At 61.3% G+C, this 19,349-nt stretch carries 18 protein-coding genes; 9 read left to right on the forward strand and 9 right to left on the reverse strand.

The features are described from left to right. Positions 1-51: 51 nt before the first annotated feature. From ptsN to lptC, 6 genes are all read right to left on the reverse strand, one after another. Complete coding sequence (gene ptsN, locus EV286_RS15040) at positions 52-516, reverse strand: PTS IIA-like nitrogen regulatory protein PtsN (RefSeq protein ID WP_132957941.1); 465 nt, start codon at positions 514-516, stop codon at positions 52-54. A 72-nt stretch (positions 517-588) separates the two neighbouring features. Continuing rightward, complete coding sequence (gene raiA / locus EV286_RS15045) at positions 589-1,164, reverse strand: ribosome-associated translation inhibitor RaiA (protein ID WP_132957942.1); 576 nt, start codon at positions 1,162-1,164, stop codon at positions 589-591. 243 nt (positions 1,165-1,407) lie between these two features. Continuing rightward, a complete protein-coding gene (rpoN, locus tag EV286_RS15050; protein ID WP_132957943.1) occupies positions 1,408-2,970 on the reverse strand; it encodes an RNA polymerase factor sigma-54 in 1,563 nt (520 codons plus the stop codon). Between the two features lie 157 nt (positions 2,971-3,127). Next, positions 3,128-3,916, reverse strand: coding sequence for an LPS export ABC transporter ATP-binding protein (gene lptB / locus EV286_RS15055; protein ID WP_132957944.1), 789 nt, complete (start codon positions 3,914-3,916; stop codon positions 3,128-3,130). A gap of 39 nt (positions 3,917-3,955) precedes the next feature. Then, positions 3,956-4,537: an LptA/OstA family protein gene (locus tag EV286_RS15060; protein ID WP_132957945.1), complete on the reverse strand. Its 582-nt coding sequence runs from the start codon at positions 4,535-4,537 to the stop codon at positions 3,956-3,958. A gap of 14 nt (positions 4,538-4,551) precedes the next feature. Continuing rightward, the gene (lptC, locus tag EV286_RS15065; protein ID WP_132957946.1) at positions 4,552-5,217 is read right to left on the reverse strand and encodes an LPS export ABC transporter periplasmic protein LptC; all 666 of its coding nucleotides are present in this window, start codon (positions 5,215-5,217) and stop codon (positions 4,552-4,554) included. 218 nt (positions 5,218-5,435) lie between these two features. Between lptC and sppA the strand changes: the two genes are divergently transcribed. The 3 genes from sppA to EV286_RS15080 all read left to right on the forward strand — a co-directional run bounded on the left by sppA (position 5,436) and on the right by EV286_RS15080 (position 7,166). After that, a complete protein-coding gene (sppA, locus tag EV286_RS15070; RefSeq protein WP_132957947.1) occupies positions 5,436-6,389 on the forward strand; it encodes a signal peptide peptidase SppA in 954 nt (317 codons plus the stop codon). 27 nt (positions 6,390-6,416) lie between these two features. After that, the gene (locus EV286_RS15075; protein WP_132957948.1) at positions 6,417-6,716 is read left to right on the forward strand and encodes an integration host factor subunit beta; all 300 of its coding nucleotides are present in this window, start codon (positions 6,417-6,419) and stop codon (positions 6,714-6,716) included. 117 nt (positions 6,717-6,833) lie between these two features. Continuing rightward, positions 6,834-7,166, forward strand: a complete 333-nt coding sequence (locus EV286_RS15080) for a LapA family protein (protein WP_132957949.1) — start codon at positions 6,834-6,836, stop codon at positions 7,164-7,166. Between the two features lie 15 nt (positions 7,167-7,181). Here the strand turns inward: EV286_RS15080 and EV286_RS15085 are convergent, their stop codons facing one another. Both EV286_RS15085 and EV286_RS15090 read right to left on the reverse strand, forming a co-directional pair. Further along, positions 7,182-7,619: a GNAT family N-acetyltransferase gene (locus tag EV286_RS15085; RefSeq protein ID WP_132957950.1), complete on the reverse strand. Its 438-nt coding sequence runs from the start codon at positions 7,617-7,619 to the stop codon at positions 7,182-7,184. A 46-nt stretch (positions 7,620-7,665) separates the two neighbouring features. Beyond that, positions 7,666-8,118 (reverse strand): carbon monoxide dehydrogenase subunit G, encoded by a 453-nt coding sequence (locus tag EV286_RS15090; protein ID WP_132957951.1) that lies wholly within the window; start codon positions 8,116-8,118, stop codon positions 7,666-7,668. A 116-nt stretch (positions 8,119-8,234) separates the two neighbouring features. On the opposite strand from EV286_RS15090, the gene EV286_RS15095 reads away from it, so the two are divergent. From EV286_RS15095 to EV286_RS15115, 5 genes are all read left to right on the forward strand, one after another. Then, a complete protein-coding gene (locus EV286_RS15095; protein ID WP_132957952.1) occupies positions 8,235-9,374 on the forward strand; it encodes a class I SAM-dependent rRNA methyltransferase in 1,140 nt (379 codons plus the stop codon). Then, positions 9,371-10,231 (forward strand): RNA methyltransferase, encoded by an 861-nt coding sequence (locus EV286_RS15100; RefSeq protein ID WP_132957953.1) that lies wholly within the window; start codon positions 9,371-9,373, stop codon positions 10,229-10,231. Before EV286_RS15095 ends, EV286_RS15100 begins: the two co-directional genes overlap by 4 nt. Next, positions 10,228-10,731 (forward strand): signal peptidase II, encoded by a 504-nt coding sequence (gene lspA, locus EV286_RS15105; protein ID WP_132957954.1) that lies wholly within the window; start codon positions 10,228-10,230, stop codon positions 10,729-10,731. The genes EV286_RS15100 and lspA overlap by 4 nt, the downstream gene beginning before the upstream one ends. Before the next feature lie 55 nt (positions 10,732-10,786). Next, positions 10,787-13,102, forward strand: coding sequence for an ATP-binding protein (locus EV286_RS15110; protein ID WP_132957955.1), 2,316 nt, complete (start codon positions 10,787-10,789; stop codon positions 13,100-13,102). A 113-nt stretch (positions 13,103-13,215) separates the two neighbouring features. Continuing rightward, positions 13,216-14,091 carry a GNAT family N-acetyltransferase gene (locus EV286_RS15115; RefSeq protein WP_132957956.1) on the forward strand — a complete coding sequence of 292 codons (876 nt, stop codon included), beginning with the start codon at positions 13,216-13,218 and terminating at the stop codon, positions 14,089-14,091. A gap of 98 nt (positions 14,092-14,189) precedes the next feature. Here EV286_RS15115 and EV286_RS15120 read toward each other — a convergent pair whose 3' ends face one another. Beyond that, on the reverse strand, positions 14,190-16,478 hold the full coding sequence (locus EV286_RS15120; protein WP_132957957.1) for an NADP-dependent malic enzyme: 2,289 nt from the start codon (positions 16,476-16,478) through the stop codon (positions 14,190-14,192). 195 nt (positions 16,479-16,673) lie between these two features. Here EV286_RS15120 and mutS point away from each other — a divergent pair, with 195 nt between their 5' ends. Next, positions 16,674-19,322, forward strand: a complete 2,649-nt coding sequence (mutS, locus tag EV286_RS15125; protein ID WP_132958072.1) for a DNA mismatch repair protein MutS — start codon at positions 16,674-16,676, stop codon at positions 19,320-19,322. Positions 19,323-19,349: the final 27 nt, after the last annotated feature.

Consider the following 19,349-nt stretch of genomic DNA (forward strand, 5'->3'; position numbering starts at 1 on the left):
AATCTCTTGAGGGTTTGCACGTCGCTAGCGACGTGCAGGAAGCGTGCCTCGCTAGGCAGCGTTTGAAGCCTGCTCCTCGTTGAGGAAGGCGTAGATTGCAGATGCGGACTCGGTCGCGCGCAGCTTGGTCACCAGATCGTGATCCCTCAGCACGCGGGCGATCCGGGAAAGCGCCTTCAGGTGATCCGCGCCTGCACCTTCCGGCGCCAGCAGCAGAAACACGAGATCGACGGGCTGGTCATCCAGCGCCTCGAAATCCACGGGCGTTTCCAGCCGCGCAAAGATACCCACAATGGAGTGGATTGTGTTGAGCTTGCCGTGCGGAATGGCGATGCCATTTCCGACCCCGGTCGAGCCCAGGCGTTCCCGTTGCAGGATGACGTCAAAGATTTCCCGCTCGGACAGGCCCGTGAGCTTGGAAGCCTTCACCGCGAGTTCCTGAAGCAGCTGTTTTTTGGAATTTGCCTTCAAGGCGGGAATAATCGCATCCTGATGCAGCAAATCTGCCAATGCCATTTCTTCTTCCTTCTGTCGCCGAGACGGGAGTTTGAGGAAGCGGCGGATAAACCGCCGCCCTTCTCCTCGTTCTCAGCTCTTTATATTGGCCGCGTCGATCCAGCCAATATTGCCGTCCTGCCGACGGTAAACGATGTTCAAATGTTCCTTGCCAGGGCTGCGGAAAAGAAGCAGTGGCTCGTCGGTCATGTCGAGCGCCATCACGGCGGTGGCGACCGACATCGTCTTCAACTGCTTCGTGCTTTCCGCAACGATGGCGGGTGCGAAATCATCAGGGAGTTCGTCGTCCTCGTCCGGCATCCCATCCATGACTGTGTAGGCTACTTCGGCTGAGCCGTTCAGGTGGTTGCCGGCATGATGATCCTTGAGCTTCCTCTTGTACCGACGCAGGCGCTTCTCGATGCGTATCGAAGCGGCGTCAAACGCCAGCTGCGGATCGGCGGCTTCGCCCGCCGCATGCAGGACGACACCGCTGTCGAGATGAATCTTGCAGTCGGCCGCGAAGCGAGAGCTGGATTTCTCCACCGTAACCTGACTTGAATAACCCCCATCGAAGTACTTTGTGACCGCCTCTCCGATTTGGTCCTCGATCCGCTGCCGGAAAGATTCACCAATTTCCATATGTTTACCGGATACACGCACACTCATGGAGTTTTCCTTCTTGTAGTGGTTTGCGGGTACCAGTTTACGCCAAGCCTCAGGCTCATCCAAGCATTTCACGCAATCCAAGGCAAATTGCGTTTGCCGGTGCCTGCCAGGATGATGGGGATAAGTTCACGCATCGGCGTCACGCTCCGATTGCGGCGGGCTTCTAGACTTGAGCGGTCGAAAAGTCAACGGGTTCTTAAGACTTTTTAAATAAACGCTAACATGGCGCCGTCGATCCGACGCCTAGAATCCCGCCACTTTGGCGAGCGCTCGCTTCTCGCGGCGCCTCTGCACGGAGGAGGGAATGTTCATCGCTTCACGGTATTTTGCTACCGTGCGCCGTGCCAGCTCGATGCCGCCCTTCTTCAGAATATCGACGATGTCGTCGTCGGAAAGCACCGCATCAGGCAGTTCCTGCAGGATCAACGCGCGGATCCGATGCCGGACTGCCTCGGCCGAATGGCTGTCGCCGCCTTCGACCGCGCTGATCGAGACAGTGAAGAAATATTTGAGTTCGAACAGGCCGCGCGGCGTCAGCATATACTTGTTCGAGGTGACGCGGCTCACCGTCGATTCATGCATCTTGATCGCGTCCGCCACCGTCTTCAGGTTAAGCGGCCGCAGATGATCGACGCCGTGCATCAGGAAGGCATCCTGCTGGCGCACGATCTCGCCGGCGACTTTCATGATCGTCTTGGCGCGCTGGTCGAGGCTGCGCGTCAGCCAGTTGGCGTTCTGCAGGCATTCCGAAAGAAAGGCGTGATCGGCTCCGTGTCTCGAAACGGAAGAGAAGTAGGACTGGTTCACCAGGACGCGCGGCAGCGTATCGGGATTGAGTTCGACCAGCCACTCGCCACTGGAATTCCCGCGTACGACGATATCCGGCGTGATCGCCTCCGAAATGCCGGTCTCGAAGCCGCTGCCCGGCTTTGGGTTCAACTGGCGGATCTCCGCCATCATGTCGAGAAGGTCTTCTTCATCGACTCCGCAAAGCCGCTTGAGCGCCACGAAGTCGCGCCGCGCCAGAAGCTCCAGATTGCTGATCAGCAGTTCCATGGCAGGATCGAAGCGATCCTTCTGCCGCAGCTGGATCGCAAGACATTCGCTGAGCGAGCGGGCGAAGACGCCCGGGGGGTCGAGGAGTTGCAGTTCACCGAGAACACGCAGGACCTCGTCCTTTTCGGCGCCCAGGCGGGCACTGACCTCATCGAGGTCGGCCTGCAGGTAACCCGTGTCGTCGAGCTGGTCGACCAGGTGCTGAGCGATCAATCGATCCGCGATCCCGGAAAGTGCAAAGGGTATCTGCTGGTTGAGGTGGTCGCGCAGCGAAATCTGACCGGCGACGAAATCGTCGAGGTCGTAGTTGTCGCCGGCATCCACGTTTCCCGGCATGGATTTCCACTGGCTGATCAGCTCCGGAGCATCAAGGCGCTGCGGCGCGCCATCGTCGGGGAAAATGCCGGCGAAGTTTGCGTCCAGTTCATCGTTGAGCCGCCCGGCATGGCCGGTGTTCTCGCTCTCGTACCAGTCGCTCGCCAGACTGCCGGCGCGGCTCTCGGGCGCCTCGCCGTCATAGGCTTCCTCGGAGGGTGTGGCGTAGGATTCGACTTCGGCTTCGGCGCCCTCGCTGCCCAACTCGCCGTCACCTGATGGAAATTCCAGCAGCGGGTTCTTCTCGACTTCCTGCGCAATGAATTGGGTGAGTTCGAAATGCGTCATCTGCAGCAGCTGAATGGATTGCATCAGCTGCGGAGTCATCACCAGCGACTGGTTCTGGCGCAGGAAAAGGTTGGCAGACAAGGCCATGGTGGACGCGAAACTCCCCTACAATTCCTACAGGAAATCGCACCTGTCCGTACGGGCCGGCCACGAGGTTCCAACTGGCCCAAAAATTGCTTTTTTAAAAGATTTGGTCAAGCCGGCGTATGACGAAAAGGTGAATTTGTCGCCTGCGCACGCCTCTTCAGAGGCTGAAATTGTCGCCGAGATAGAGCCTGCGCACTTCCGGATTGTTGACGATGTCGTTGGCTCGACCGTGGGTAAGGACCTCACCAGCGTGGATGATGTAGGCACGGTCGATGAGGCCGAGCGTCTCACGCACGTTGTGGTCGGTGATGAGCACGCCGATGCCGCGCGCCGTCAGGTGATGCACGAGGTTCTGGATGTCGGCGACCGAGATCGGATCGACACCGGCAAAGGGCTCGTCAAGGAGCATGAACGTCGGATCGGTCGCTAGCGCTCGCGCGATTTCGAGACGTCGCCGTTCGCCGCCGGAGAGGGCAAGCGCAGGCGTCGAGCGTAGCTTCTGGATATGGAACTCCTCGAGAAGCTCGTCGAGCTTCTTTTCGCGCTTGGCCTTTTCCGGCTCGTGCAGTTCGAGGACGGCGCGGATATTTTGTTCAACCGTCAGCCCGCGGAAGATCGAAGCTTCCTGTGGCAGATAGCCGACACCGAGCCGCGAACGACGATACATCGGCATCGTCGTGACGTTGTTGCCGTCGATCTCGATCGTTCCTTCATCGACCGGCACAAGCCCGGTGATCATGTAGAAACAGGTCGTCTTGCCGGCGCCGTTCGGGCCCAGCAGGCCGACAGCTTCGCCGCGGCGCACCACGAGCGACACGCCGTTGACGACGCGCCGCGTCCTGTAGGTCTTCGTCAGACCGCGCGCGATCAACGTTCCCTGGTAACGGGTCTTTTCGCCGGTGCTCTGCTCGGAAACCGCAGCCTGCGGTTCTGTCCGGCCGAACATGCTCGATATCAACGACAATTTCACGATGGGAGGCCGGTCTCAGTTTTTCTTCTGGGATTTGGGATCGAGCTGGATCTGGACGCGGCCCCCGCAGCTTTCCAGCTTTGCCTGTCCGGTGTTCATGAATACCGTCAACTGGCAACCCGTGAAGACGTTTGGCCCGTCCGAAAGCACGACCTTGTCGCCCTTGAGGATGAACGTCTGGGCGGCCATGTCGAACTCACCGTCGTCCGCCGTTGCCGTCTGCGTTCCCGAGGAGAGAAACACCTTGTCGCTCACGAGAATGTGATCGATATCGGCGTCACCAGATGAAATGGACGGCGTCGCGCCGCCCGCTCCGGGCTTGTCCACGTAGAAAACCGTCATCGTCCCAGCCTCCAGCGTGGTCGTGCCCTGGACGACCTTCACCTTGCCCGTGAAGACGGCAGTCTTCTCCTGGTCGTGGATCTCAAGCTTGTCGCTCTCGATCTGGATCGGCTTGTCGTTGGAGAGCTTGAGGCCATCCATCGTGCTGCTTTGGGTCTGTGCCACGGCGCTGAAGGCCAGCAGGCACACGGCAATGCCGCTTGCGGCGAGCGCTGCACCAGACTTGCGAATGAGTATGCGACAATCTTTTGTCATGGTTGGCCCGGCTGTTAGCTGCCTTGTTTACGGATGGCGGACGGGTCGACATTCATGCGAACCTGCCCCTCGAATGTGATCACACGGCCGTTATCCGTCATATTGAGCGACTGTGCAACAATCGACGCGTTGCCCTTCGAGATGGAAACCGGATCGGTGGTTATCATGCTGCCGGCCTTGGTCTCGAGCTTAGCGGATTGAAAATGCGCATTGATACCGTTGCTGAGGATGATCGTGAAGGGTGCCGTAAGATCGAGATTGTCGCTTGAACGGTCGAAGTCGCCGCTGGCGGCCTCGACGCGTGCGATCAGATCTTCGTTGACCGGGACGGCCGCCTTGATCTTCTCCAACGTGATCATGTTCGGATTCTTGATATCCTGCAGAGCGCGGTCCGCGGTCATTGAATAGCTGATTCCGTCGGAATTGCGTCCGGCGATCGCCGGCTTTTCCATGACGACCTTGCCGTTCTCGATTCTGGCGGCCTCGATCGTCAGGTTTTCCGGCAGGAATGTGCGCAGAAAAGAAACCGCAATGAAGATGAGGGAAACTACGACTGCGGCGACCGGCAGAAGTATCTTCAATTTCCTGACGCGCGCAGAATGAAAGAGCGCGTCTTTATACGCACTCCCCATAGGCGCTTCAAAAGGCGCCTTTGCGCTATCCTTCAAGGTATTGAGCATACACTTCGTCCGTGTCCGATCGATCGAGGGCTCTTGCGCCGTGGACGCGCCATCCGATCACAGTTCGTTTCGCATTATTACACTGCCTTGCCAATATGGATTTTTTTCTGCAACAAGCAACCTATGCATAAAACGCGCAAAAAGGGGCCCCGCCTCCTCTCGCGCCATACCCCGGGCGGCATGTCGCCATCTGCCTGGCAGCTACTGGAGGTCGCCACATGGACAGTTCGGTCATCGCCGATCGTCGCCGCTTACGCCGCAAGCTCGGCTTCTGGCGGATCGTTGCCGTCTTGCTTCTCGTCGCCTTCGGCTTCGCATTCTACTACTTCGGGTTCGGGGGGCGGCCCGGCATTCAGCGTGCGCAGATCGCGCACGTTACCATATCAGGGCTGATCCGCGACGACGAGGAGCTCCTCGAGCGTCTGAAGAAGGTCGGCGAGGACAATCAGGTAAAGGCTGTCGTCATCTCGATTTCCTCCACGGGCGGCACCACCTATGGCGGCGAGCGCATCTTCAAGGCGATTCGTGCGATCGCCGCGAAAAAACCGGTCGTTTCCGACGTTCGCACAGTCGCGGCTTCCGCCGGCTACATGATTGCGACCGCGGGCGACACGATCGTCGCCGGCGAGACGTCGATCACGGGCTCGATCGGCGTGATCTTCCAGTATCCGCAGTTGCAGGATTTGATGCAAAAGCTCGGCGTTTCACTGGAGGAGATCAAATCGGCGCCGCTCAAGGCAGAGCCATCGCCGTTCCATAGCCCCAGCGAAGACGCCAAGGCGATGATCCGCAGCATGGTCCTCGACAGCTATGACTGGTTCGTCGATCTCGTGGCCGATCGTCGCAAGCTGCCGCGTGCCGATGTCCTGCGCCTGGCCGACGGCAGCATCTTCACCGGTCGCCAGGCGTTGAAGGCGAAACTGATCGACACTCTCGGCGGCGAGACCGAGATCAGGGCCTATCTTGCGACCCGCAACATCAAGAGTGACCTGCCGTTCGTCGATTGGGATCGATCGAGCTCGACACCGTTCCTATTGGCCGGCGCGCTTTCGCAATTGATAAATCTGCTCGGTTATGATGATTTTGTGAAAGGCGAAAACCTGCGCGGCCTGGTTACCGAGAAGTTGTTTCTTGACGGGCTGCTCTCAGTTTGGCAGGTTGACGGCAATTGATAAATCAATGATTTACAGGGGGCGATCGTGATCAAATCCGAATTGGTGCAGATTGTTGCTGCGCGCAACCCTCATCTCTATCACCGCGACGTCGAGAACATCGTCAACGCGGTCCTCGACGAGATCACCGACGCGCTCGCGGCAGGCAATCGCGTGGAGCTTCGCGGCTTCGGCGCCTTTTCGGTCAAGAACCGTCCTTCGCGTTCGGGGCGCAATCCTCGCACGGGCGATACCGTCTTCGTTGAAGAGAAGTGGGTGCCGTTCTTCAAGACGGGCAAGGAGCTTCGCGAACGGCTCAATCCCGACGGTGCCGACGAAGAAGACTAGGATTTTCGCGTTGCACGGACGTCGGCGGATAATGTCCGCACGCCTTTCGTCGTTCGCATGATTTCAAACGGAAAGCAGTTCGGTTGAGGGCGCCGGAAGGGGCTCGGAGACTTGAGAATGACACGAAAAATCGTCAACCTTTTGGTGCTGTTGCCGCTGGGCATTATCCTGATCGTCTTCTGCGTCGCCAACCGACACGTCGTGACGCTTGCGTTCAACCCGTTCCGTCCTGAGGATCAGTTTCTGTCGATGAGCGCGCCGCTCTTCGTCTTCCTCTTCGTTGCGCTGATGATCGGCATGGTGTTAGGCGCGGCCGTCACCTGGTTTACCCAGGGCAAGCATCGCAAGCGCGCCCGCCAGGAGGCGCGGGAAGCCGTTCGCTGGCATGAGGAGGCTGACCGCCACAAGACCCGCGCCGAGGAAATTGCCGGCCGCTTGCCGTCGAATTGACGGAAGAGCCGCCGTCTAGGGCGCTGCTGCGAGGCTCAGATCCTCGTACTCGCCCTCCGACGAAGAGCCGTTGCCGGTTGCCTGGAATCCCAGCGACATGTAGAAATTCTTGGCCCGGACATTTTTGACGAGGCACTTCAGGCGATATCGTCGTTCGGGCCAGCCCGGCAGCGCCTGCAACAGCGCCGTTCCCACGCCTTGCCTCTGATTGTCGTGGCGGACGTAGAGCATATGAATGAAATCCTCCGGCTCCCAGAGCGAAAGGAAGCCGGCAATCGTCCCGTCCGTGCCGCTGCAGACGAATATGCGTTCGCCCTTCGTATGAACGGCAAAATCCTCCCAGTGGAAACTGCCCGGATCGACCCAGAGGAAGGTCGCCCGGCGCATCGCAAGATAGATATCCGCCAGCGCGTCTTCGTCCCCGGGCCGTGACGGCCTCACCGTCCATGTCATGCTTCAGACCTCGATCGGTAAAAGTCGGCGAGCCACGGCGAAGCCTTCAGCCGCCTGCCTTGGCGCTGACCGCGGCATTGAAATCGGCGAAGAACTGCTGCGCGAGCTTCTTCGAGGTGGAATCGATCAGCCGCGCGCCGAGCTGGGCGATCTTGCCGCCCACCTGCGCCTTGACGTCATATTGAAGGATCGTCTCGTTTCCGTCCTCCTTGAGTACGACGTCGGCGCCGCCCTTTGCGAAACCGGCGATACCGCCCTTGCCTTCGCCGGCGATCGTGTAGCTTTCGGGCGCCTGGATATTGGAAAGCGTGACGTCGCCGTTGAAGGTTGCCGAGACGGGACCGATCTTGAGCTTTACGGTGGCGGCAAGCTCATTCGGAGTCTTCATTTCAAGCGTCTGGCAACCCGGGATACATTGCTTGAGGATCTCGGGATCGTTTAGTGCCGCCCAGACGATGTCCCTTGGTGCCATGATGCGTTCTTCGCCGGTCAGATCCATTTGATAGTACCTCCCATATGCACCACCGGAATATCGCAGACCGGAAACCGCTTTGCCAAGGTGCGTCGGAATGCTATTTGCTCGCCTGAAGAAATATCCAGTACCGGAAGAACACCTTGAAGCAGAAAGAACGCCGGCCGGGCCGGCCAGCAACTGCGGTCGCAAAAGGCAAGCCCCGCCCGGCGGACAAGGCGTCGAAGCCCGCAGCGTTGGCTTTCAAGCCTGGTCGCGGCGCAGCCTCGGCAGGCCTCGGCGAGGCTGATGGACGCGCGGGCAAGAAGGTTGCGGCTCCGACCTCCGCCCCAGTCGTCGATCAGCGCCCGCTGATTGCGCGAGGCGGCGAGAAATCTGCCGAACGCGTGCCGGTCATCCTGGAGTCGCTTGGCGCCGGCGACTTTCACCTGATCGATACCGGCAACGGCCTGAAGCTGGAGCAGTACGGCCCATACCGAATTGTTCGCCCCGAGGCGCAAGCGCTGTGGCAGCCATCCTTGCCCGCCCATGCCTGGGAAAACGTCGATGCCGTCTTTACCGGCGACACCGATGAGGAAGGCACGGGGCGCTGGCGCTTTCCGAAGGATGCGCTGGGCGAAACCTGGCCGCTCAAGCTGCTCGGTGTCGATTTCCTCGGCCGGTTCACATCCTTCCGGCATGTTGGCGTCTTCCCGGAGCAGATCGTCCACTGGAACTGGTTGAAGGAGCGCATCGAGGCGGACAAGCGGCCGCTGAAGGTGCTGAACCTCTTCGGCTATACGGGTGTCGCTTCACTCGTCGCCGCCTCCGCCGGAGCGGAAGTAACCCATGTCGACGCTTCCAAGAGGGCGATCGGCTGGGCACGTGAGAACCAGGCGCTCTCCGGCATGGAAAAGCTGCCGATCCGCTGGATATGCGAGGATGCTATGAAGTTCATCCTTCGCGAGGAGCGCCGCGGCAACCAATACGACATCATCCTTACCGATCCGCCGAAGTTCGGCCGCGGGCCGAATGGCGAGGTTTGGCACCTGTTCGAGCACTTGCCTTTGATGTTGGATATCTGCCGAGAGATCCTGGCGCCGAAGGCGCTCGGCCTTGTGCTGACGGCCTATTCGATCCGGGCCAGCTTCTATTCGATCCACGAGCTGATGCGCGAAACGATGCGCGGCCGCGGCGGTGTCGTCGAGTCGGGCGAACTGGTCATTCGCGAAGCGGGCCTCGACGGAACGACGCCGGGCAAGGCGCTCTCCACCTCTCTCTTCAGCCGTTGGGTGCCGAAATGAACAGTGATTTCCGCGAAGGCGGGCCGCGCCGCGTAGGGCATGTGAAGGAGGTCACCTCGCTTGCCAATCCGATCGTCAAGGATATCAAGGCGCTGAGCCAGAAGAAGGCGCGCGATGAGAGCGGCACCTTCATGGCCGAAGGCCTGAAGCTCGTCATCGACGCGCTGGAACTTGGCTGGACGATCCGGACACTTGTCTATTCGAAGGCCGCGAAGGGAAAGCCCCTTGTCGAGCAGGTCGCGGCGAAAACCGTTGCCAATGGCGGTCTCGTCCTCGAGGTCAACGAAAAGGTCATTTCCGCGATCGCCCGACGGGATAATCCGCAGATGGTGGTCGGCATCTTCGACCAGAAATGGAAGCCTCTGAGGGACATTCGCCCGACGGACGGCGAAACGTGGATTGCACTCGACCGGGTGCGCGACCCCGGCAATCTGGGCACGATCATCCGCACGGCCGATGCTGCGGGCGCCTCCGGCATCATCCTGGTCGGCGAATCGACGGATCCGTTCTCGCTGGAGACGGTGAGGGCGACGATGGGCTCAGTCTTCGCGGTGCCCGTCGCGAAGGCCACGCCTGAGGAGTTTCTGGCCTGGAAGAAGCATGTCGGCATTTCACTCGTCGCGACGCACCTTGCCGGGGCGGTCGACTACCGGACGATCGACTACAAGAAAAAGCCCGTGGTGCTGTTGATGGGCAACGAGCAGTCGGGCTTGCCGGACACCCTTGCGGGCGAGGCCGATGCGCTCGCCCGCATTCCGCAGGCCGGCCGTGCCGATTCCCTCAATCTGGCGGTGGCGACGGCCGTGATGCTGTTCGAGGCGCGCCGTCATCTCCTGATACTGGACAAAGCCAAATGATCACGACGACAGCCGCCAGACCGGCGCTTTTTTCCAGGCCGCTGCCGATCATCGTCTTCATTGTGATTGCCGTCATCATCGACCAGGTGATCAAGATCGCCGTCGACAACTTCCTGCCGTTGCAGGAGGTCGTGCCCGTCGTTCCGATGCTTGCTCTCTATCGTACCTACAATCTGGGCGTTGCCTTCTCCATGCTCTCCGGCATGGATGGCTGGTTCATCGTCGGCATGCGGCTGGTCATCGTCGCCTTCGTGATCTGGCTCTGGCGGCGGACGGCGAACGACCGCTGGCTTGCCCATCTTGGCTTCGCACTCATCATCGCGGGTGCGCTCGGAAACCTGGTAGACCGTTTCCTTTATGGCCACGTGATCGACTATATCCTGTTCCACACGGAGACATGGTCCTTTGCCGTGTTCAATCTGGCGGACAGTTTCATCACAATTGGTGCAGGCTGCGTCATTCTGGACGAATTCTTCGGTCCGAAAAAAGCTGCAAGCTAAAATTCGATCGATTTCCTGAAGGCAATTGGAACGATGCCCGTGCTAGCAAGACGCCATGGGCAATCTGGCATATTTGCAGGAACGTCTTGCCGCCGCTTTCGGGGCTGGCCCGGCTGAGCTCGAGAAGGAGCAGGCCGAGAAGGATCCGCTTGACGTTGTTCCACCCGTTCGCCCCGATGATCCCCTTGCCGTTTCCCGCGGTGAGCGCCTGCCGCGTTTCTGGCTTGGTGGTGCCGGAATTCTTGCCTCGGCGCTTCTGCTCGCCATCGGCTATGCGCTCGACGCGACGCTCGCCTATCAGGTTGTGGTCGCTGTCGCGGGTGTGGCCCTCCTGTCCATTGCGGCTTGGAGGCGGCCTCTCCACAGCCGCGAGGTCATCGACGCATCGACGCAGTCGACCGCCAGTCCTTCCGGCGATCGCGGCGAGCGTGGCTCCGACCGCGATGATCCCACGCGCTTCTTCGCCGTCATCCACGACGCGCTTGGCGACATTGCCGTTACGCGCAGCATGGACAGACGCATCGTTCACGCCAACACCACCTTCCGCCGTGTTACCGGCAAGGAAAGCCCGGAAGGGATGACTTGTGAGGAGCTTGGCCTTGCGTTCCGTCCGGGCGCGCAGCCGCATCGCTACGACGTCGAGATCTCGACGCCGAACGGGCAGCGCATGTTCGTCTGGCATGATATCGTCACGCGTGACGCCCGCAGCGGTCGCCTCATGCTGCAAAGCATCGCCCGCGATGTCACGGATGATTGGCTCTCGTCCCGCGCTCGCGAGGAAGCGAGACAAAAGGCCGAATACAACAATGCCGCCAAGTCGCGTCTTCTCGCGACCGTGAGCCATGAGATCCGCACGCCGCTTTCCGGCATCCTCGGCATGAGCCATCTGCTCACGCAGACCGCGATGACGGCGGAGCAGGCGAACTATCTTGCGAGCATTCGCCAGTCCGGGAACGCGCTCGTTCAACTCGTCGACGATCTCCTCGACTTCTCGACGATCGAGGCGGGCCGCTTTGAATTGCGCCCACGCTCCGAGTCGCTCCGCCAGCTCCTGGAAAGCGTCGTGGAGATGCTCGCCCACCGCGCCCACGAAAAGAACATCGAGATCGGCGCGGCGGTTTCCCCTGCTGTGCCGGAAATGATGAGTTTCGACCCCGCTCGCCTTCGCCAGGTGCTGTTCAACGTCATCGGCAACGCCGTCAAGTTCACGCAGGTGGGTGGCGTCTTTGTCTGCGTCCTGCGCGAGGGTGGCGATCTGGTCATCCGGGTCAGGGACACCGGCCCCGGCATGAGCGCCGAAGAACAGGCGCGCATCTTCGCGGAATTCGAACAGGCGGGCAGTTCGCAGCAGAGGAGCGGCGGCACCGGGCTCGGCCTTACCATCTCGGCTCGCATTATGCGCGAGTTCGGCGGCTCGTTGAGCGTTGACAGCGAGAAGGGTATCGGCAGCACCTTCACGATCCGGTTCCCGGCGGGCATCCCGGCCGATAGCCGGGAGAGTGGCGGCCGTGAAACGCTGCTGAAAGGCAGCCGCGTCATTCTGCTCGCCCCAAGCGGCGTAGCGAGTGGTGCGATCAAGGAGACCATCACCGCGCTCGGTGGCGTCTGCCATATGGCGCGCGAAGGCGAGGAGGTCGCCACCGTCGTGTCGGAAATGATCGACGAGGGCCTTCCGCCGACGGACATCATTGTCGACCACCGGGTAGCACCCCATTTCTCTCCGGATATCGTCGACCGCCTGAAGGCAGCCGTGCCGGGCCTGCGCAAGATATTCCTTGTGAACCCGGAGGAGCGCAGCGCCCATACGCTCGATCTCTTCGATGCATGGCTGATTCGGCCGTTGCGCGAGCAATCCCTCATCGATGTGCTTCGCGGCCGGATGCGCGGCATGGAGCGGCGTGACGCCCTTAACGACAATCAGCCGGGGATTGGTCCCGCTCTTCCGGAGGTCACGATCCCGCATGCAATAGAGATCGTGCTTGCCGAAGACGACCCCGTAAACGCGATGCTCGTGCGCGCCATGCTGGAAAAGGCGGGCCACGCCGTGCAGGTCGTCACGGATTTCGAGGCGCTCTATGATCGCCTGACTGCACAGGCGGCCTCCCGCCCGGACGTCGTCATCAGCGATCTTTCGATGCCGGGAGGCGATGGTCTGGAGATGTTGGGCCGGATCAGGGGGCATGAACGCCGCCATGACCTCATGGCCGTTCCGGTCATCGTGCTGACGGCGGACGGCCGTGACGAAACGAGGCGCAGCGCCCTGTTGAACGGTGCCAATAGCGTCATGGCAAAACCAGTCGATCCGGAGCGATTACTCACGGATGTACAAACCCTTGCGGCACTTTCGCAACGTCGCGCCTCGGTACGCTAACTGCGACCTTAGGCGTTCGGCATGCTTCTTGCCTTCTTCCTCCGGGCATGTCACTTTCCTGTCGTATAGAAATGCTTAATGGCGCTGTATCGACCCGGTAGCGGAGGATCGCCATGTCTATCGACATCTTGAATCACAAGGCTGCCGTTGAAGCCGGGCGGCCCGCCGCCGCGCTCCAGGCGCCCTCCGGCGATATACTTGGCCGAATCGGCAACCTGGAAACCCGCCTCGCACGCAGCGAGCGCGAGATCGATGCCGCGCAGGCCGTTCGCTATCGCGTGTTCGTCGACGAAATGAAGGCACAGCTCCCTCCGGACGCGATGCGTCGGGAGCGCGACGTCGATAGCTGGGATGCCATTTGCGACCACTTGCTTGTTCTCGACCGTTCGATCGAGGGTGATGCCGAGGATCAGATCGTCGGCACTTACCGTCTGCTGCGGCAGGAGGTGGCGATGGCCAATGGCGGTTTCTATTCTGCCTCCGAATATGCGATCGATCAGCTGGTGTCGCGCCATCCTGAGAAGCGCTTCATGGAGCTTGGCCGTTCCTGCGTCCTGCCGGAATACCGTACCAAGCGTACCGTAGAGCTTCTGTGGCAGGGCAACTGGGCCTATGCGCTGAAGCACGGAATGAGCGCCATGTTCGGCTGCGCTTCCTTTCCCGGAATTCATCCAGAAAGCCACGCGCTTGCTCTTTCTTTCCTCCATCACACGGTGCTGGCGAAGGACGAGTGGAGCGTCGGGGCCCTGCCGGAGCTCGGGCGCGATATGGACCTCATGCCGGTTGAGGCCGTCAATCCGCGCAAGGCCCTGGCGGCCCTGCCTCCGCTCATAAAGGGTTACCTGCGCCTCGGCGCAATGGTGGGCTCCGGTGCTGTGGTTGACCACGCTTTCAACACGACCGACGTCCTGATCGTACTGCCGATCGCGAGCATCTCGGATCGCTACGTGAACTACTACGGCGCCGACGCCGGCCGCTTCTCGAGCTGAGGTCCTTTCCCCAAGAGGGAAGAACGCGATCGTCGATCCTTAAAATGCCTCCGCGCTCAGTGTCGGAGGCATTTTTGACTCACCCCTGATGCCGGAAATCAGGTCCCGGCGCCGTAGGCCGCGATCGCCGCCATGTTGACGATGTCGGAGTCCTTGGCGCCCATGGAGGTGATCTGCACTGGCTTGTCGAGCCCGACAAGAAGTGGGCCGATCACCGTGGAACCGCCAAGCTCCTGCAGCATCTTCGTGGATATCGAGGCGGAGTGGAACGCCGGCATGACCAGCACATTGGCGGGTCCGGACAGGCGGCAGAACGGATACTGTTGCTCCATGACCTTGCGGTTGAGCGCAACGTCGGCGGCCATCTCGCCATCATATTCGAAATCGACGCGGCGCCTGTCGAGGATAGCGACAGCCTCGCGCACGCGCTCCGAGCGTTCGCCTGACGGATGGCCGAATGTGGAATAGGCGAGCATCGCGACACGTGGATCGTAACCCATGCGGCGGGCAAGGCCGGCTGCTTCCTCGGCAATATCCGCGAGCTCTTCCGCAGTCGGCATGTCGTGAACCGCCGTATCGGCAACGAACACCGTACGGCCACGCGCCAGCACAAGCGAAACGCCGATGACACGATGTCCCGGCTTGGCATCGATGCAGCGACGGACGTCATCAAGCGCAGTTGAGTAGTTGCGAGTGGTGCCCGTTACCATGCCGTCGGCATCGCCGAGCGCTACCATGCAAGCCGCAAAATGGTTGCGGTCGTTATGGATGAGCCGCGCTACGTCGCGGTGCAGGTAGCCCTTCCGCTGAAGGCGCGCATACAGGTAGTCGATATAGGTTTCGACACGGGTCGAAATACGGGCGTTGACGATTTCGAGGCCCGGACGGTTGAGGTCGATGCCGGCGCGCTCTGCCGTGGCGCGGATGAGATCCTCACGCCCGAGCAGGATTGCCGTGCCGAGCTGCTGGTTGGCATAGGACATTGCGGCCCGCATGACCTGCTCTTCCTCGGCCTCCGCGAAGACCACGCGCTTGGGATGCCGGCGGACGCGGTCGTAAAGCCGCTGCAGCGTCGAGGCGATGGGATCGCGCCGTGCCGAAAGCTCCTTGGAATAGGCTTCCAAGTTGGTGATCGTCTTGCGAGCCACGCCGGAAGCGATCGCAGCCTTGGCGACCGCCACCGGAATCGCCGAGATCAGACGCGGGTCGAACGGAACGGGAATGATATACTGCGGACCGAAGCGCGGGCGGTTGCCCTGGTAGGCGGCAACGACATCATCAGGCACGTCCTCGCGGGCAAGGCTTGCAAGCGCCTGGACGGCCGCGATCTTCATCTCGTCGTTGATGGTGGAGGCGCGTACGTCCAGCGCCCCGCGGAAGATATAGGGAAAGCCGAGGACGTTGTTGACCTGGTTCGGATAGTCCGATCGCCCCGTCGCCATGATCGCGTCGTCCCGGATGCGGGCAACCTCTTCCGGGGTGATCTCCGGGTCTGGGTTCGCCATCGCAAATATGATCGGCCGCTCCGCCATCGAGCGGATCATGTCGGCGGAGAAGGCGCCTTGCTGCGAAAGGCCGAAAACCACGTCGGCGCCCTTCATCGCCTCTTCCAGCGTGCGGCTCTTCGTCTTTGCCGCATGCGCGGACTTCCACTGGTTCATGCCCTCGGTGCGTCCCTGGTAGATGACGCCTTTCGTGTCGCAGAGCACGATGTTGTCCGGATTGAAGCCCATGGCCTTGATGAGCTCGACGCAGGCGATCGCCGCCGCACCCGCCCCGTTGCAGACGAGCTTCGTGGTCTTCAGGTCGCGGCCGGTGAGCTCCAGCGCGTTCAGCAGTCCGGCGGCGGCGATGATCGCGGTACCGTGCTGGTCATCGTGGAAGACGGGGATGTCCATCAGCTCGCGCAGGCGCTGCTCGATGATGAAACAGTCTGGCGCCTTGATGTCCTCGAGATTGATGCCGCCGAACGACGGCCCGAGGAAGCGCACGCAATTGATGAATTCGTCGACATTTTCGGTGTCGATCTCGAGGTCGATGGAATCGACGTCGGCGAAGCGCTTGAAGAGCACCGCCTTACCCTCCATCACCGGCTTGGAGGCCAGTGCGCCGAGATTGCCAAGGCCGAGGATGGCGGTACCATTCGATATGACGGCCACCATGTTTCCGCGTGCGGTGTAGTCATAGGCGGTGCCGGGATCGGCGGCGATTGCCTTCACGGGAACGGCGACGCCCGGCGAATAGGCAAGCGAGAGGTCGCGCTGGGTAGCCATCGGCTTCGTCGGGTTGATCTCCAGCTTGCCGGGACGACCCTGGGCGTGGAAATCGAGTGCTTCCTGATCGGTGACTGTGGTCGCCGGACGTTCGTGACTTTCCTTCACAGACATATCTCCTCCAACGTCCTGTGGGCGACGCTTCCCTCGTCTCCATTTGCTGTTGTCTTCTATAGCGGCGCACGGATAGGGTGACACCTCTTTTTTGGGAAAAACTGCACATCCGTGAACGAACGAATTGTCGCCAGCATCGACGTCCTTTCGGTGGCCGGGCTCGCCTCGGATGAAAGCCGCGCGTCCGCGACGCCGATGATGGAACAGTACATCGAGATCAAGGCGAACAACCCTGATTCTCTGCTGTTCTACCGCATGGGCGATTTCTACGAACTCTTCTTCGAGGATGCCGTGGATGCCTCCCGCGCACTTGGGATTACGCTGACCAGGCGCGGCCAGCACATGGGTCACGACATACCGATGTGCGGCGTGCCGGTGCATGCGGCCGACGACTATCTGCAGAAGCTCATATCGCTCGGTTTCCGCGTCGCTGTTTGCGAGCAGGTAGAGGATCCGGCGGAGGCAAAGAAGCGCGGCGCAAAATCTGTCGTCAGGCGCGATGTCGTGCGCCTCGTCACTCCCGGTACGATCACTGAAGACAGGCTGTTGTCTCCATCGGAATCCAACTATCTGATGGCGCTGGCCCGCATTCGCGGTGGGGCCGAACCGGCAATGGCGCTCGCCTGGATCGACATTTCGACGGGTGTCTTCCGTCTTGCCGAGACGGAGACTTCGCGGCTGCTCGCTGACATCCTGCGCGTCGATCCGCGCGAACTCATCCTGCCTGACGCGATGTTTTACGATCCGGAACTGAAGCCGGCTCTCGATGTCCTTGGCCGCACCGCCGTGCCCCAGCCTGCTGTGCTCTTTGACAGCGCGACGGCCGAAGGCCGCATGGCCCGCTATTTCGGCGTCTCGACGCTAGATGGTTTCGGTTCTTTTTCGCGGGCGGAGCTTGCGGCAGCGGCAGCGGCAATCGCCTATGTCGAGAAGACGCAGATCGCCGAGCGTCCGCCGCTCGGCCGACCCGAACGCGAAAGCGGCGCGACGACGCTCTTCATCGACCCGGCGACCCGCGCCAACCTGGAGCTCGTGCGGACCCTTTCCGGCGATCGCAACGGCTCGCTTCTGAAGGCGATCGACCGTACCGTGACGGGAGGCGGCGCACGCCTTCTTGCGGAGCGGTTGATGTCGCCGCTCACCGATCCTCAACGCATCAACGATCGGCTCGATTCGATCGGCTTCCTGATCGAGGAACCCTCGCTGTGCCGCGACCTCCGCGATGCGCTGAAGCATGTGCCGGACATGCCGCGCGCCCTTTCACGCCTCGCGCTCGATCGTGGTGGCCCGCGTGATCTCTGGGCGATCAAGCAGGGTCTTGCTTCTGCTGTTGCGGTCGCAGCCCGCTTCTCGGGTGCCCTCCTGCCGCAGGAACTGGAACTGGCGCTGGCCGGACTTCAGGCGCTCCCGCCGGCACTGGAATCCATGCTGGCGAACATGCTGGCCGAGGATCTGCCGCTCCTGAAGCGGGACGGAGGCTTCCTGCGCGAAGGTGCTGATGCCGAGCTCGACGAGGTGCGGGCCTTGCGGGATCAGTCGCGGCGGGTCATTGCCGGTCTGCAGCTTCAGTATGCCGAAGAGACTGGCATCAAGTCGCTCAAGATCAAGCACAACAATGTGCTCGGCTATTTCATCGAGGTGACCGCAGGCAATGCGGGCTCGATGACGGATACCGTCGAAGGCAAGGCGCGCTTCATCCACCGCCAGACAATGGCGAATGCCATGCGCTTCACGACGACGGAGCTTGCCGATCTGGAAAGCCGCATCGCCAATGCCGCCGACCGTGCGCTGTCGATCGAGCTCGCGGCCTTTGACCGGATGGTCGCGGCGATCGTCGCCGAGGCGGAACCGATCAAGGCCGGCGCGCGAGCTCTCGCCGTCATCGATGTCGCAGCCGGCCTTGCGCAGCTTGCCGAGGAGCAGGCCTATTGCCGGCCGCATGTCGACGACAGCAAGATGTTTGCGATCTCGGGCGGGCGCCACCCGGTCGTCGAGCAGGCGCTGCGACGTCAGGCGGGCGGTCCGTTCGTCGCCAACAATTGCGATCTTTCGCCCGTCGCCGAGGGCAAGGACGGCGCCATCTGGCTGCTCACCGGTCCGAACATGGGCGGTAAATCGACGTTCCTGCGCCAGAATGCGCTGATCGCCATCCTGGCGCAGACGGGGTCCTTCGTGCCCGCCGCCCATGCCCATATCGGCGTCGTCGATCGGCTTTTCTCGCGCGTCGGTGCGTCGGACGATCTTGCCCGCGGCAGGTCGACCTTCATGGTGGAAATGGTGGAAACGGCAGCGATCCTCAATCAGGCGACGGACCGTTCGCTTGTCATTCTCGATGAGATCGGCCGTGGCACGGCGACTTTCGACGGTCTCTCCATCGCCTGGGCTGCCGTGGAACACCTGCATGAGGCAAATCGCTGCCGTGGTCTCTTCGCCACCCATTTCCACGAGCTGACGGTTCTTTCCGAAAAGCTTGATCGCCTCTCCAACGCCACCATGCGCGTCAAGGAGTGGGACGGCGACGTGATCTTCCTGCATGAGGTCGGGCCGGGTGCGGCCGATCGCTCCTATGGCATTCAGGTGGCAAGGCTCGCGGGCCTTCCGGCTGCGGTGGTCGCCCGCGCGCGAGACGTGCTTGCAAGGCTCGAGGATGCCGATCGCAAGAACCCGGCAAGCCAGCTGATCGACGACCTGCCGCTCTTCCAGGTGGCGGTAAGGCGGGAGGAGGCGGCCGGCAAGCGCGGCCCCTCGAAGGTGGAGGAGACGCTGAAGGGCTTCAATCCGGACGAGATGACGCCCCGCGAAGCGCTCGATGCGCTCTACGAACTGAAAAAGAAACTCGCTTAATTGCCGCGCAATCCACAGGTCTCTTGA

The organism is Rhizobium sp. BK251 (assembly GCF_004345245.1).
Classification (GTDB): Bacteria; Pseudomonadota; Alphaproteobacteria; order Rhizobiales; family Rhizobiaceae; genus Rhizobium.